Source organism: Alteromonas sp. S005, from assembly GCF_036864475.1.
Lineage (GTDB): Bacteria > Pseudomonadota > Gammaproteobacteria > Enterobacterales > Alteromonadaceae > Alteromonas.
This window is the reverse complement of sequence record NZ_JAZETN010000011.1, coordinates 36,860-51,375: the sequence shown is the minus strand read 5'-3', so window position 1 is coordinate 51,375 and position 14,516 is coordinate 36,860. Positions and strand designations below refer to the sequence as shown.

Sequence of the window (14,516 nt, the reverse complement as noted above, 5' to 3'; positions counted from 1 at the left end):
TGCCGACCAGCACGTTGAAGAACAAAATCATTAATTTATATGGGGCCCGTCAAACCGGCCCCATTTTTTTGTTCTTAAATATGGTTTAACGGTACCGAGGTCGTATATTTAATCTGCTCCATTGCAAAGCTAGAGGTAACGTCTGAAAATTCTATACCGTTTACCAATCGCTTATAAAAGTGGTCGAAGCAATCCATATCGGTGACGAGTACTTTTAGCAAGTAATCATACTCTCCTGACATACGATAACATTCAACAACTTCATCAAATGACGCCGCGTGTTTGGCAAAGCTTGCCAGCCACTTCCCATCGTGCCTTCCTGCTTTCACCTGAACGAATACTGTCATTGCAAGGCCCAGCTGTTTTCCTTGCAATAGTGCCACACGCTTAGAAATCACGCCCTTTTCTTCTAACTTTTGAATTCGACGCCAGCAAGGTGTAACCGTAAGCCCGACGTGCTCGGCAATTTCCGCGACGGGCGTATCAGCGCTATTCTGAAGCATAGCCAAAATGGCTTTATCTATTGCGTCTATACCGCCTATTTTGTCACTACCCATAGCGGAACCTAGCCCTTCATTTCCAACATTTTTAGTTTTGTTTTTGTTCGATACTCATACTTTATTGAGTATGTAGTTAAAGCCACCAAGGCTGCGTAAAGTCGACATTTTCCGGCGCAATTTCGTATTGATAAGGTGGCTTAAAGGCCGCCCAAAACGCTTCGTGCAGCTCCCCGTCTACTATGTTAATCTTACCCGCATCGCGATATCGAGAAAGCAGCTTGCTGTAGGCTTCAATGGGCATTTGTGGGTTAGACTGTCGAAAAATAACACGACCGCCAAACTCTTCAAACATGGCTCTTTCTGCTTGAAATTGTATCACCTGCTTAACCGCTATTTCTTCGATAGGTTTGGATGCCGTATCACTGGATACCTGACTTGCGAATTTATCGGTAAACTTGTTCACGAGAGCCTGATTAAGAGTGATACCTTTTTCCTTCGCGTAATCCTCTAGTACAAGTTCATAGATTTTGTTAGACGCGTTTACACGTGCAACATATTCGAGCATTTCGGCGTAGTTATCTTTCGCCTGCTCCTTTATGTTTTTTCTCTCTTCTTCGCTGGGCATAACGTCCGCCATACTAATTTCGGCATTAAGTACTGTTGCCAGCACTTTCTGGCCAGCGACTTGTTCATTTGATTGAGCTGCATAGATAGGGCTTGAGCAAAGAAGAAGTAGCACTGCGGCCATTGTGAATCGAATAATTGATGTCATGCGCATAAAGCACTCCCTGAAAATGTATTCATGGTCATAACGACGAGTAAAGCATTAAACGCCATGACTTCGCAATACCGCAGAGCACTGATATTAGAATTATGCTGTCAGCATCAAATATAGGTGGGATAAACGATTAGTTCGGGTGGTGTAGACGATAGAAAGAAAAACGGCGGTCAAATGACCGCCGTTTTTGAATTCTTAGATAGCTTGCACGTTAGCAGCTTGAAGACCTTTTTGACCTTCTTCAACTTCAAATTCTACTCGCTGACCTTCTGGAAGCGTTTTGTAACCGTCAGAGATGATCGCACGGAAATGAACGAAAACGTCCTTGCCGCCGTTATCTTGAGTTAGGAAACCGTAACCTTTATCAGCGTTGAACCACTTAACTGTGCCTGTAACTTTAGACATGTCGTATAGACCTCAAATATCGTATTAAATTGCGCATAAGCGCGTGTAACAAAGTTCTTTAGAGTCTTTAAATTGGCGGAGTATTGGGTCTTACTTACGAATGGACAAACAACTTACAACAAATTACCGGGTAACTCGAGTGGTTTTACATATAGCAAATAATACAAAATCGCGTCTATTTAAAGACTTTGGCTTAGAGCCGTATTCACTATAACACTCTTCGGGACGATTACTATACAAATTAATTAATTAACTACGGATTTCATAAATATTTCACCGCAGCGTAACAAAAATCACAGTCCTTTTCGCCACGCCAAGTACCAACAAATTGCGCCAATCCCCGCTGTACTGGCGGGAAAATGCCACGATAAATCGTAAATTGGCAATATTGCTGACAGAAGCACAAATGTCGCCCCTACAAGGCTTAGATGAGTGGTCTGAGTTGTTTTCTTTTGCTCTTGGAGCAGTGCTAAGTGTGCTCGTTGCTGTTGCAAAGGCAAGCGCTTCATTTGTTGCAGACTGTCGTATAGCAAATCTGGCATTTCTGGGAGCTTTTCTGACCAGAATGGTAAGTTGTCCTTCACCTTCCCCATCATAGCCGTAAAGCCGATTTGCTCTTTCATCCAGTTTTCAAGAAACGGCTTGGCGGTTTTCCACAAATCAAGCTGGGGGTATAGCTGACGCCCCAAGCCTTCGATATACAGTAACGTCTTTTGCAGTAGCACAAGCTGCGGCTGCACTACCATATTGAAACGTCGTGCCGTATTAAATAGCTGTAGCAGCACGTTACCAAAGGATATTTCAGCTAGTGGCTTTTGGAAAATCGGTTCACATACGGTGCGAATGGCCATTTCGAACTCATCGATGTTGGTATCTTGCGGCACCCAACCAGAGTCAGCGTGAAGCTGCGCCACTTTGCGATAGTCTCGGTTAAAAAAGGCGATAAAGTTTTCGGCCAAATAGCGCTTATCTTCTCGATTAAGCGTACCGACAATGCCAAAATCGATTGCGATATATTTTGGATTCTCAGGGTGTTCCGTAGATACAAAAATGTTGCCTGGGTGCATATCCGCATGGAAAAAGCTATCGCGGAATACTTGGGTGAAAAACACTTCAACCCCGCGCTCTGCCAGCTTTTTCATATTAGTATTTTGGGTCAACAAAGCGTCGATATTAGAAATAGGCAGGCCGTAAATGCGCTCCATAACCAGTACATTACTGCGACAGTAGTCGCTGTAAATCTTAGGTACGTATAGGGCGTCTGAGCCTTCAAAGTTACGTCCTAGTTGAATACCGTTAGCTGACTCACGCAGCAGATCTAGCTCATCGACAATGGTTTTTCGGTATTCTACTACCACCTCTACCGGCCGTAAGCGCTTGCCGTCCGGTAGCCAACGCTGTAAGACATTCGCCAAGCTGAATAAAAGTTCCATATCCGCTACTATGGTATCGCGAATATCTGGCCTTAATACCTTAACTACAACATCTTCGTTGTTGTGTTTTAACTTTGCTGCGTGAACTTGCGCAATAGAGGCAGACGCGAGTGGCGCGGTTTCAAACTCGCTAAACAGTTCATTTAAATCAGACAGCCCTAGCGCTTGCTTAACGATGTCTTGCGCAGCGTCTGACGAGAAAGGTGGTACTTTGTCTTGTAAGCGGGCCAGCTCATTTGCAATGGCTGGGGGAAGTAGGTCCCGGCGTGTAGAAAGCATTTGTCCAAACTTGATAAAGACTGGACCAAGGTTTTGCAATGCCAGAGTGATGCGCTCGCCAGGTGATTTTCCTTTATGCTTATTGCGCACCCAAAAAATGGCATGGCGCATAATTCGCGCGTACCAGGGTAACCACTTTGCTGGAATAAGTTCATCTAAGCCGTGTTCCAACAATACCTTGTTAATTCGGTATAACCTAACAATACGCATTTATGAGCCTGCTTCTCTCAATCTTACTTAAATTTTTCTTCTAACCGGCGCAGTCGCGCATCGGCACTTTCAGCCCTGTCGCGAAGCGCATTCACTTCATCACTAAAGTGCATTACCGCAAGCTTATGTGCAGCCAACTGTTTTTCTTCTACCACGGCATTGCCGAAGACCTTAGCCATAGACGCTAACGCCGTCATCGATTTTTCATGCACTGTTTTTACCGTTTTCACAGTTTGATGTGCAATAACGTCATTGGTCTTTTGAGCAATCAACTCTTCAACGTCGATGTCGAGCTGCTGAAACAAAGCACTGACTTGCTGGGCAACGTTCAGTTCCCCTTCTAAAAAGAGTGCTTTTTGTTGAATAAGGCGGGTAAGCTGACTGGTTTCTTTTAATTCTGGCAGAGTCTGTAGCGACGTTTTAATACAGCAGTCTTTTGCTCCTAGCGATGCTACGGCGTCCTCAAACGAGCCTTGCTCGCTGAGTACGTCGACACGGTCAGAAAAAGACAAGGTGATACCGTAAGGCAGCGGCGAGACAAACGCGGTTAGTCTGGCGCCGTTGAGGGCTTTTAACCTTTTTTCGCTGTCTTCATCTAAAGACAGCAGTTTGTTTAGAGCCGATTCAACCGTAGCGGTAACAAGCGCTGAAGTAGGCATTAAAACTTGTAGCCTCTGTGCAGAGCCACAATACCGCCAGTTAAATTCTGGTAGTCACACTGTTCAAAGCCAGCCTGTTCAAACATGCCTTTTAGGGTTTCTTGATCTGGGTGCATACGAATGCTTTCTGCTAAGTACTGATAGCTTTCTGCATCGTTCGCTACTAGCTGACCCATTTTGGGCAAAATATGAAAAGAATACATATCGTAAAGTTTACTTAGCTGCTCTGACGTTGGCTTTGAAAACTCTAAAACCAACAAGCGACCACCGGGTTTTAGCACACGAAAAATAGAATTTAGCGCGTTTTGCTTTTCCGTCACGTTTCGAAGACCAAACGCCATGGTCACCACATCGAAATGGTTGTCAGGAAACGGCAGCGCTTCTGCGTCGGCTTGCACATAATCGATATTGCTAACCAAACCGCGGTCGCGCAATTTATCACGACCTACCTTGAGCATTGACAGGTTAATGTCAGCTAAGGTTACACGGCCTGTGGGACCAACCAAACGAGAGAACTTTGCCGTTAAATCACCAGTGCCACCCGCGATATCCAACACTTTATTGCCCGCGCGCACACCGCTGCAGTCAATGGTAAATCGCTTCCATAAACGATGCACTCCCATCGACATAAAGTCGTTCATTACGTCGTACTTCGCAGCAACAGAATCAAAAACATTGGCAACTAAAGAGGCTTTTTGTCCTTTATCTACCTGCTTAAAACCGAAGTGTGTCGTATGCTCGCTAGCATTGTCGATTGCAGAGTCTGCTTGCGTAGCGGGAGTTTGATTGTCGCTCATGACAGTCCTGTAATTTGAATATTGTTATTAATGCCGAAGTGTATAGGATTGTGTGCTCAAGCAAAAGCTTTATGCCTGCCTGAGCCTTATACTAAAAAAATAATCTATTAGCTTGGTCTTTGTTTAAGTCCGCAACGTACGTCCCTGTCTACCTGATACTCTGGACCGCGCAATACAATATACAATCCCTAATATGTGCTACGCCGCAAGATTATTCGTGCCCCAGCTAAATGCCACAATAGCACTGATTTCTTGCAGCGAACGGCCACTTTCTTTATGCCACTGGGCAAACGCTGCATTTGCTGCCGATAAGGACTTTTTTGATGTTAACCCGCCATCTATGATCTCGTTTTTTCGCAAGTAATCTTCAACGTCACGAGAAAACAAGAAAGTATCAATACCCAACGCTCGAAGCATGTACGGGCCTGTATTGCCACCTAACCGCGCGCCGCGTTTTTTCAAAAACGCCCATAGTTCGGTGATGTTGTCTTTATCGAAGCTAGCGACAAACTTGCCAAAGCTGCCGTGCTCCATAGCCACGTCTTTAATCATCATGGCGTTGTCGCGCACTGTCATCACTTTTTTATAGTTGCGAACAATGCGCTTATCCGACGATTTTTGTTCTAGCATCTCATCTGGCATCAGCAACACTTTATCCACGTTGAAACCGAAAAATACGGTTTCGAAATCTGGCCATTTCTGCTCGATGACTCGCCATACAAAGCCAGATTTGAACACTTGCTTAGTCATGGCCGCTAAAAAACGATCATCACTAATAGTTTCAATTTGCGCTTTAGAAAGCGGTGCTTGAAGCATGGCTTCAAGCACCCTTTCACCGCCTTTGCGCTCGCACGCTCGGCGGTAGATAGATTCAAAAGACTCAGCCCTAGATTCAGACATAGCCGCTTAGCCTTTGATGCCGCTGTGTCTAAGCAAAGCATCCACATTTGGCTCGCGCCCTCTAAAGGCAACAAACAAATCCATAGGAGGCTTACTACCGCCCATTTCTAAAATGTTTTCCAAAAAGGCTTTGCCTGTATCGCGGTTGAAGATGCCATCTTCTTCAAACTTGCTGTAAGCATCAGCAGAAAGGACTTCAGCCCACTTATAGCTGTAATAGCCCGCTGCATATCCACCTGCAAAAATGTGGCCGAAACCGTTTTGGAAGCGATTAAACGATGGCGGAATAACGACGGCAACTTCTTCGCGCACTTTGTCTAACGTGCCCTGCACGTCTACTTCACTGCCCTTTTCACTGTGCAGTAAGAAATCAAATAAACTAAATTCAAGTTGACGAACCATCTGCATAGCAGACTGGTAATCACGAGCGGCAAGCATACGGTCGAGCAAATCTGCTGGAAGCGGCTCTCCAGTCTCATAATGACCAGATATAAAATTAAGGGCGTCTTCTTCCCAGCACCAGTTCTCTAAGAACTGACTTGGTAGTTCAACCGCATCCCACGGCACACCGTTAATGCCCGATACGCCAGCCACGCTCATTTTTGTAAGCATGTGATGGATTCCATGACCAAACTCATGGAAAAGGGTGACGACTTCATCGTGAGTAAACAGCGCAGGCTTATCGCCTACAGGGGCATTGAAGTTACACGTCAGGTAGGCCACCGGTAGTTGAAGTTCACCGTCTGTCATTTCACGGCGTACTCGGCATTCATCCATCCACGCCCCGCCACGTTTTTTAGCGCGTGCGTACAGGTCTAGGTAAAAGCTACCGCGCAATGCGTCTGCATCGTCGGTTATAGTGAAATAACGCACATCTTTATGCCAGGTATCGATGCCAGGCTGCTCAATAATCTTCAAGCCATATAAGCGATGCACTACTTCAAAAAGCCCTGATAGCACCTTGTCTTCTGGGAAATAAGGGCGCAGCATTTCATCAGAAATGGTGTACTTCTCTTGCTTCAATTTTTCGCTGTAATACGGCAAATCCCATGCTGCTAGCTCAGTAACACCATGTTTATCTTTGGCGTACGCTCGTACTTCTTCAAGCTCTTTTTCCGCTTGAGGTTTAGACTTAGCCGCCAAATCGCGTAAGAAGCCGATAACCTGATCGGTAGAGTCTGCCATTTTGGTAGCCAGTGAACGCTCTGCATAGCTAGCAAACCCTAACAATTCAGCGAGCTCTGTGCGCAGCGTTAAGGTCTCTTTAATAATGTCGGTGTTATCCCACTTACCGGCATTTGGTCCTTGGTCAGACGCTTTGGTTGAATAAGCACGATACATTTCTTCGCGAAGCTCACGGTTATCCGCGTAAAGCATAACCGGCAAGTAAGACGGAATATCTAGGGTAAATAACCAGCCCTGCAAGTCTTTTTGGTGCGCCGCTTGCGCAGCAGCCTCTAGGGCTGACTCTGGCATACCTGCAAGCTGAGATTCATCGGTAATGTGTTTGGTCCACCCCATGGTGGCGTCCATCACATTGTTTGAGAAAGTTGACGATAATTCGCTAAGCTTTGCCTGTATTTCTGCGAAACGCTTCTTCTGTTGTGCAGGCAGCGCAACACCTGAAAGCGTAAAGTCACGTACCGCGTTCTCAATAACTTTCTGTTGTTCTTCGCTCAAGGTTTCAAACTCGTCAGACGCTTTTAGTGAAGCATAAGCATTATAAAGGCCTTCGTGCTGACCTACCCAAGTACCGTATTCAGATAAAAGCGGCAAACACGCATCATGCGCCTCTCGCAATTCATCGCTGCTTACTACGCTGTTCATATGAGACACAGGTGAGAACATTTTGCTTAAGCGGTCGTCTACCTCTTCAAGGCGTAATACTAAATTCTTGTAAGAGTAATCATTCGACGCTACCACTTCTTCTATTTCATTTTTACAAGCTTCAATGGCTTTTTCGATAGCAGGCTTAATAGAGGCAGGCTCAATAGCAGAAAAAATTGGTAGGCCGTCTACCATCTCAATTGCAGGGGTTGTCATAATCTTTTTCACTCTTAACACGTTGATAGAATAATGATGGGGTTTCGTTGACTAAAAGCAAGCTATTGTTTAAGCCGCAGTTGACCTATCTTGAAGTTACTTCTAGTTTGAAAGTAAGGATCACGAAGATTTGATGAGGTTATTGTGCTTGAAACGTATACTTGGTGAATAGAAGTACAGAAGTTAGTAACTTGTGGCCTCGCAAACACCCTGTCACAAATGTCACATTTCATCCTTTTGTCTACTTTGTCTCCATGTAGTACAGCAGCTATAATTCTGGTTAATAAATCTACAGGGCTTAGATATGAAAACCTTAACCTCTGGCGAAATAGCGTCGTATTGCGATGTGAACCTTCGCACTGTAATTCGATGGATTGAAAGCGGGAAACTTAAAGGGTTTAAGCTTCCAGGGCGTGGTAACAACCGTATTCTTGTTGAGGACTTTATTGAGTTCCTTGAACGTCATGACATGCCCATTCCAGACGCGCTCAAAGGCATTGCATCGCCATCTATTCTTATTGTTGACGACGAAATGCCGGTAGCGAAATCTATCCAACGCGTGGCTAGACGTGCAGGATTTGATTCATATATTGCGACTGGCGGTTTTCAAGCCGGGATCATGTTAAGTCAGTATGAGCCTAAAGTGATGACCCTAGACCTCAGTATGCCTGGCATGGATGGCTACAGTGTTATCGAGTTCACCCGCCAACAAAGTAAACACAAAGATTTAAAAATTGTTGTTATCTCAGCCTTAGACGATATAAGCCTTGAGCGTGCACTGGAAATTGGTGCTGATGCAACGCTTCAAAAGCCTTTCTCAAACCATGATCTTACGAATGTCCTAGAGCAATTCATGTCGATGTAATTCTAATGGGAGAGGTTCTACTATGTCTGAGTTAACAAAGCGCATTTTGATATTGCTATGTCTCATTTTCATTACATCCCCATCTAATGCAAAAACACTGACTTTCGCTGTTGTTCCTCAGCAGTCTGCAAAGAAAATGGCTCAGAAGTGGCAACCGCTTATCGATTATTTAAGTAAATACACCGGGCATACCATCGAGTTTAGGACAGCGAAAGATATCCCAACTTTCGAGGCGAACGTGAGTGCAGGGCTTTACGACATTGCATATATGAATCCTTACCACTTTGTGGTTTTCAACGATTCAGTAGGGTATCGTTCTCTTGCACATCAACGAGACAAGAAGATTCGAGGGTTGATCGTCGTACATCAGGACAGTCCTGTTCAGTCGCTCGCAGATTTAAACGGTGCTGAAATAGCCTTCCCCGCGCCCGCGGCATTTGCGGCGACGATAATCACCAGCGCGCATTTGCGCAAACAAGGTATTGCGTTTATTCCGCGCTACGTTAAATCACATGATTCTGTGTACTTGTCGGTTCAGCGTAATTTTTTCAAAGCCGGTGGCGGTATTCTTCGCACGCTCAACATCTCCCCTGACTCAGTAAAAAGTGATCTCCGTGTGCTATGGGAAAGCAAAGGCTACACGCCTCACGCTATAGCTACACACCCAAAAATGGCAGAAGTCGATAGACAAGCTATTCTTAACGCACTGATTGCGTTATCTAATGACAGCAGCAAGGCATCCATTTTAAGTAGAATCGGATTCAGCGGGTTTGTTGCATCTAGCGACAGTGATTGGGACGACGTTAGAGCACTAGGTATTGCGTCGCTTTCACGACCACACCTTTGAGAAATGCAGAAATGAAGCTTTCGTTACGATTTAAAACAATAACAGGCATAGCCAGCATTGCGGCACTGTTGCTGTTGGTGCTAATTGTGACCGTGTTCCAATTATTAAATGATCTTGTCGACAGCAACATCAAAAAATCTGCAGACACCACGGTTGCACTTTTTGTATCTACAACAAAGAATGCTTTTTTAAGCTATGACTTAGCTTCACTTGATGCTGATGTATCCGAGATATTAACCAACCCTAATATTTCTTACGTGAGAGTAAAAGACAAAACCAACAATATATTTGTAGAGAAAGGAAGTGAAGCCGCGCTTAGTCGTCCCTTTGAAGCAGACTTGTCTGTGTCAGAAGCTGATGATGGTGTATACGACACTCGCGCCCCTATTATGGTAGGCAGTACGCTTTATGGCTATGTGGAAATTGGCCTAAACATCGCCTCAGTCACTGACTCGATCTCTAGGGTGAGAAACTGGACGGTTACCCTTGCTCTGATGGAGTTCGTGCTAGTAGGTTTGTGTTCGTATTTACTCGGTTCGTTTTTAATGTCTCAGCTTCAGCAGCTTTTGCAAGGCGCAAAGCATTTAGGAGAAGCGGTTAAGAACAAAGATTACAAAGAAGTCTTTGTTCCTGTTAGAGGTAAAGATGAATTAAGCGAACTAGCTGAAGCATTTAATCAGTTAGTAGAGCGTTTGAAAGAAGAGTACGAACAGCGTCAACGTGCACAAGATGAGCTCAAGGAATTAAACACACTTCTCGAAGAAAAAGTGCAAGATAGAACGTCTTTACTCAATCAAAAAAATTATCAGCTAGAAGAAACAAACAAAGACTTAAAAGAAGCGCAAGTCCAACTTCTGCAGGCTGAAAAAATGGCATCTGTAGGCCAGCTTGCCGCAGGCGTTGCGCACGAAATTAACAACCCTGTGGGTTTTGTAAGCAGCAATATATCAACACTTAGCGAATACGTTGCTACTTACCAAATGATATTCTCACAAATCCAAGTTGTTATAGACCAGAAAGATGAAAACAAACGTGCAGCATCACTGGTTGAATTAAAAAATATGCTGGGCAATCAAGATATGGCCTTCATTAATGAAGATATTTCGGACTTACTAAGTGACTCTCGCGAAGGTTTGCAGCGCGTTGCAGAAATTGTTAAAGGTCTTAAACTGTTTTCACGGGTTGATAGCGACCAAATGCAGAAACACAATATCAATGATTGTGTGCGTACCACTTTGGCTATGGTAAACAATCAACTGAAGTATATCTGTACGGTAGAAACTCATTTAGGAAGGATCCCAGATGTAGAAATGAACGTTGGTAAAATATCTCAGGTCATTACCAATCTGCTCATTAATGCTGGACAAGCTATCGAAGCCACCGGCAAAAACGGAAGGATAATTATCACCACCTGCACTGTTGGTGAGTTTGTAGAGTTACGGGTAGAAGATTCAGGCTGCGGAATACCGCCTAGTCATCTTGATAAACTTTTCAACCCGTTCTTTACCACTAAACCAGAAGGACAAGGGACTGGGCTAGGCCTTTCAATTTCATTTGGTATTGCGCAAGAACACGGCGGAATGCTATCGGCCACCAGTACGGAAGGAGACGGCAGTACCTTTACTTTAGCTCTTCCTATCAATTCCGTTTCCAAAGACTCACAAAATAACGGTGAAGCTGATCATGCATAAAGAAACGGTATCAAATAGTGCCATTGCATGTGATAGTTGTTACGTCGCATATAAGGATAATTTTTTATGACAGAGGCTACTGAGCAAGCTACAACCTATACTGTGCTGTTTGTCGACGACGAACCTAATATTCTTCGTGCAATTAAACGTGCGCTCTTCACTATGGATATTACTCTCCTACTTGCAGATAGCGGTGCTAAAGCACTGGAACTGATGAGTAAAAACGAGGTACACGTTGTCATCTCAGACATGAAGATGCCTCAAATGTCTGGCGCTGAGCTTCTTGAACAAGTTGCTATTAATTATCCTGACACGTTTAGAGTAGTGCTCACTGGATATGCAGATATCGAATCCACCATTAAAGCGGTTAACCAAGGCAAAATTCATCGTTACCTCCAGAAGCCATGGGACAACCAAGAGTTAATATCGGTAGTTGAGGAAGGGCTAGAACGAGTTAAATTAAAGGCTGAAAATGCACGTCTTCAAAAACTTACACGCCTTCAAAACAGAAAACTAAGAGATATAAATACATCACTAGAACAAGTGGTACATAAGCGTACTCGTCAAATTAAAGCTGCGCTGAACAAAATTGAGAAGCACAATATTGCCATGGAACAAGTGCTATTTAATGTGATTAGCATTAACCCGAATATAAACGGGAAATTTGCCATTGAGGTAAGTGAATTGTCTTCGAAGCTTGCGCGTATTGCACGTTTGGAGAAAGACGAAATAAAACAGGTTCGCTACGCAGGTCTTATTTGTGAACTTGGTCTCTTAGGGCTTGAAACAGAAGACTTTAAAGCACCGTTTTCAAAGCTTAAATATCAGCAACAACAAAACTACTTATCGCAAACTAAGCAAGCAGCATTGATACTTGCTCCGGCGCACGAACTTCACCAAGTTTCAGATATCATAGAGTTTCAGTTCGAACACTACAACGGCTCTGGTTTGTATAACAAAGTAGCGAAAGAAATCCCTGCTGGCGCACGTATCTTAGCAATTGCTAGAGATTACTGGCGCTTAGTTACAGGCAGAATGAGCGGTGTTGAAATGAGCCCTCGCGATGCCAAATTAGAAATGAAAAAGCACAGAAACACGCGCTATGACGGCGAATTTTTAGATCTCTTGCTAGAAGCAGAAGATGTGACAACGTCAAAGCTACTTTCGACATCACTGAAGGCTTCACAGCTTAAATCAGGTATGGTGCTTGCCCAAAATTTATATAACGATAGCCATATCCTTATCCTTCCTGAAGGTCACATATTTAGTGACGCTACCATTCAAAAACTCGTTCAGTTTGAAGAAGAGCGCGGAAAAGCGTTTAGTATTCAAATAGAACCAGAAGAGCTTTCTGCTACTATAAGTGAGTAAGTTTTGAAGGCATTAGGTTTAAATAGGGCTAGCGCAACACAAATTACAGTGGTTTACGCCTTGCCCTTTTTATTTACATGCATTGTCCCCATTGATTAACTAATTGAAACGCTATTGAGCAAACTTCGGTCTTTTAATTAATCTTACAAACAGAACCGTTTAAAAATGATTTGCTGAGCGAACGTGGTTAAGCGTTTATGCTTGTGTTCACGATCGTAAATCCGATAAAGAAGGCTTTTTGAATGACACATTTTGATTATATTTGTATTGGTGGTGGCAGTGGCGGTATCGCATCTGCGAACCGGGCGGCAAAGCACGGAAAGAAGGCCGCTATCATTGAGGCAAAAGATATTGGCGGTACCTGTGTGAACGTGGGATGCGTACCGAAAAAAGCCATGTGGTACGGCGCTCAGATTGCTGAAGCCATTCACCGTTACGCCCCTGAATACGGATTCGATTTGTCGGTAAACCACTTTAGCTGGGACAGCCTTATTGCCAGCCGCCAGGCATATATTGAGCGTATCCACGCCTCTTACGATCGCGTACTTACTGCAAACGATGTAACACTTATTCGCGGCTTTGCGAAGTTTATCGATAATAACACTGTGGAAGTTAATGGTGAGCGGTATACCGCCGATCATATAACCATTGCCGTTGGCGGCCATCCGATAATTCCAGATATTGAAGGTGCCGAATACGGTATTGACTCTGATGGTTTCTTTGCACTTAAAGAACAACCAAAGCGCGCTGTAGTAGTTGGCGCAGGATACATTGGCGTTGAACTAGCTGGCGTACTTCATGCGCTAGGAACAGAGTCACATTTAGTCGTTCGCAAACACGCGCCACTTAGAAACTTCGACCCCATTATTCACGAAACCTTAGTGGATATGATCCATGCTGAAGGCTGTAAGTTGCACGATCATGCTAGCGTGGAAAAAGTTGAAAAAGCTGATAATGGCGAGCTATCAGTACACTTAACCAATGGCGAGGTACTTAAGGCTGACTGCTTAATTTGGGCGATTGGACGCAAGCCATCTACCGACAAAATCGATATTGAAAATACCGATGTCGAGTTGAGTGATGACGGTACAGTTAAAGTAGATAAGTATCAAAACACCACAGCCAAAAACGTGTACGCTGTAGGTGATATTACTGGTGAGGCAGAATTAACGCCTGTCGCGATAAAGGCGGGCCGCTTGCTAAGCGAACGCTTGTTTAACGGCCAAAAAGATGCTCACATGGATTACTCGATGATTCCAACCGTGGTGTTTAGTCATCCGCCTATCGGCACAATTGGCCTAACCGAGCCAGAAGCTGTCGAAGAATACGGCGAAGACAACATCAAGGTTTACACTTCGAGCTTTGCGTCTATGTACACGGCGGTAACCCGCCATCGCCAAATGACAAAGATGAAGCTAGTGTGTGCTGGTAAGGACGAGAAAGTGGTAGGTCTACACGGTATTGGTCACGGTATGGATGAAATTCTGCAAGGTTTCGCCGTTGCCATAAAAATGGGCGCGACCAAAGCTGACTTTGATGCGTGCGTTGCAATTCACCCTACCAGTGGTGAAGAATTTGTTACGATGACATGATAGATATGGAAGTTGAAGGTTAACTTGTATAAACGAGTTGCCAGGCTGGCTATAATTATCAATGACAACCCCATCATATGATGGGGTTGTCATTTGAAGGGATGCCACATAAGTGTTTTAGAAAAACTCAACATCCAAGTACTCTT

Annotated in this window: 13 protein-coding genes; 5 read left to right on the top strand and 8 right to left on the bottom strand. The window is 44.3% G+C overall.

Annotated elements, in window-relative coordinates; translation table 11 throughout:
- Positions 1 to 74: 74 nt before the first annotated feature.
- From V7R55_RS13300 to prlC, 8 genes are all read right to left on the bottom strand, one after another.
- Positions 75 to 557: an Lrp/AsnC family transcriptional regulator gene (locus tag V7R55_RS13300; protein WP_334059889.1), complete on the bottom strand. Its 483-nt coding sequence runs from the start codon at positions 555 to 557 to the stop codon at positions 75 to 77.
- Between the two features lie 76 nt (positions 558 to 633).
- On the bottom strand, positions 634 to 1,278 hold the full coding sequence (locus V7R55_RS13295) for a hypothetical protein (RefSeq protein ID WP_334059888.1): 645 nt from the start codon (positions 1,276 to 1,278) through the stop codon (positions 634 to 636).
- A gap of 195 nt (positions 1,279 to 1,473) precedes the next feature.
- Positions 1,474 to 1,683 carry a transcription antiterminator/RNA stability regulator CspE gene (cspE, locus tag V7R55_RS13290; protein ID WP_012519905.1) on the bottom strand — a complete coding sequence of 70 codons (210 nt, stop codon included), beginning with the start codon at positions 1,681 to 1,683 and terminating at the stop codon, positions 1,474 to 1,476.
- A gap of 293 nt (positions 1,684 to 1,976) precedes the next feature.
- Positions 1,977 to 3,605 (bottom strand): ubiquinone biosynthesis regulatory protein kinase UbiB, encoded by a 1,629-nt coding sequence (gene ubiB, locus V7R55_RS13285; RefSeq protein WP_334059887.1) that lies wholly within the window; start codon positions 3,603 to 3,605, stop codon positions 1,977 to 1,979.
- Between the two features lie 23 nt (positions 3,606 to 3,628).
- On the bottom strand, positions 3,629 to 4,264 hold the full coding sequence (locus V7R55_RS13280) for a ubiquinone biosynthesis accessory factor UbiJ (protein WP_334059886.1): 636 nt from the start codon (positions 4,262 to 4,264) through the stop codon (positions 3,629 to 3,631).
- Positions 4,264 to 5,061, bottom strand: a complete 798-nt coding sequence (gene ubiE / locus V7R55_RS13275; protein ID WP_269918560.1) for a bifunctional demethylmenaquinone methyltransferase/2-methoxy-6-polyprenyl-1,4-benzoquinol methylase UbiE — start codon at positions 5,059 to 5,061, stop codon at positions 4,264 to 4,266. The genes V7R55_RS13280 and ubiE overlap by 1 nt, the downstream gene beginning before the upstream one ends.
- 198 nt (positions 5,062 to 5,259) lie before the next feature.
- Positions 5,260 to 5,961 carry a DNA-3-methyladenine glycosylase I gene (locus V7R55_RS13270; RefSeq protein ID WP_334059885.1) on the bottom strand — a complete coding sequence of 234 codons (702 nt, stop codon included), beginning with the start codon at positions 5,959 to 5,961 and terminating at the stop codon, positions 5,260 to 5,262.
- A 6-nt stretch (positions 5,962 to 5,967) separates the two neighbouring features.
- Positions 5,968 to 8,004, bottom strand: a complete 2,037-nt coding sequence (gene prlC, locus V7R55_RS13265) for an oligopeptidase A (RefSeq protein WP_334059884.1) — start codon at positions 8,002 to 8,004, stop codon at positions 5,968 to 5,970.
- 304 nt (positions 8,005 to 8,308) lie between these two features.
- Between prlC and V7R55_RS13260 the strand changes: the two genes are divergently transcribed.
- From V7R55_RS13260 to gorA, 5 genes are all read left to right on the top strand, one after another.
- A complete protein-coding gene (locus V7R55_RS13260) occupies positions 8,309 to 8,869 on the top strand; it encodes a response regulator (protein ID WP_334059883.1) in 561 nt (186 codons plus the stop codon).
- 22 nt (positions 8,870 to 8,891) lie between these two features.
- Positions 8,892 to 9,716, top strand: coding sequence for a phosphate/phosphite/phosphonate ABC transporter substrate-binding protein (locus V7R55_RS13255; RefSeq protein ID WP_334059882.1), 825 nt, complete (start codon positions 8,892 to 8,894; stop codon positions 9,714 to 9,716).
- A gap of 11 nt (positions 9,717 to 9,727) precedes the next feature.
- Entirely contained in the window at positions 9,728 to 11,407 is a 1,680-nt protein-coding gene (locus V7R55_RS13250) for a sensor histidine kinase (RefSeq protein ID WP_334059881.1), read from the top strand.
- Positions 11,408 to 11,473: 66 nt separating this feature from the next.
- Entirely contained in the window at positions 11,474 to 12,778 is a 1,305-nt protein-coding gene (locus tag V7R55_RS13245) for a response regulator (RefSeq protein WP_334059880.1), read from the top strand.
- 242 nt (positions 12,779 to 13,020) lie between these two features.
- A complete protein-coding gene (gorA, locus tag V7R55_RS13240) occupies positions 13,021 to 14,370 on the top strand; it encodes a glutathione-disulfide reductase (protein ID WP_334059879.1) in 1,350 nt (449 codons plus the stop codon).
- The last annotated feature ends 146 nt before the right edge of the window (positions 14,371 to 14,516 follow it).

Excerpts from the sequence above, each read along its gene's own strand:
- V7R55_RS13300 (WP_334059889.1), bottom strand. The coding sequence starts at position 557 with ATGGGTAGTGACAAAATAGGCGGTATAGACGCAATAGATAAAGCCATT.
- V7R55_RS13295 (WP_334059888.1), bottom strand. The coding sequence starts at position 1,278 with ATGCGCATGACATCAATTATTCGATTCACAATGGCCGCAGTGCTACTT.
- cspE (WP_012519905.1), bottom strand. The coding sequence starts at position 1,683 with ATGTCTAAAGTTACAGGCACAGTTAAGTGGTTCAACGCTGATAAAGGT.
- ubiB (WP_334059887.1), bottom strand. The coding sequence starts at position 3,605 with ATGCGTATTGTTAGGTTATACCGAATTAACAAGGTATTGTTGGAACAC.
- V7R55_RS13280 (WP_334059886.1), bottom strand. The coding sequence starts at position 4,264 with ATGCCTACTTCAGCGCTTGTTACCGCTACGGTTGAATCGGCTCTAAAC.
- ubiE (WP_269918560.1), bottom strand. The coding sequence starts at position 5,061 with ATGAGCGACAATCAAACTCCCGCTACGCAAGCAGACTCTGCAATCGAC.
- V7R55_RS13270 (WP_334059885.1), bottom strand. The coding sequence starts at position 5,961 with ATGTCTGAATCTAGGGCTGAGTCTTTTGAATCTATCTACCGCCGAGCG.
- prlC (WP_334059884.1), bottom strand. The coding sequence starts at position 8,004 with ATGACAACCCCTGCAATTGAGATGGTAGACGGCCTACCAATTTTTTCT.
- V7R55_RS13260 (WP_334059883.1), top strand. The coding sequence starts at position 8,309 with ATGAAAACCTTAACCTCTGGCGAAATAGCGTCGTATTGCGATGTGAAC.
- V7R55_RS13255 (WP_334059882.1), top strand. The coding sequence starts at position 8,892 with ATGTCTGAGTTAACAAAGCGCATTTTGATATTGCTATGTCTCATTTTC.
- V7R55_RS13250 (WP_334059881.1), top strand. The coding sequence starts at position 9,728 with ATGAAGCTTTCGTTACGATTTAAAACAATAACAGGCATAGCCAGCATT.
- V7R55_RS13245 (WP_334059880.1), top strand. The coding sequence starts at position 11,474 with ATGACAGAGGCTACTGAGCAAGCTACAACCTATACTGTGCTGTTTGTC.
- gorA (WP_334059879.1), top strand. The coding sequence starts at position 13,021 with ATGACACATTTTGATTATATTTGTATTGGTGGTGGCAGTGGCGGTATC.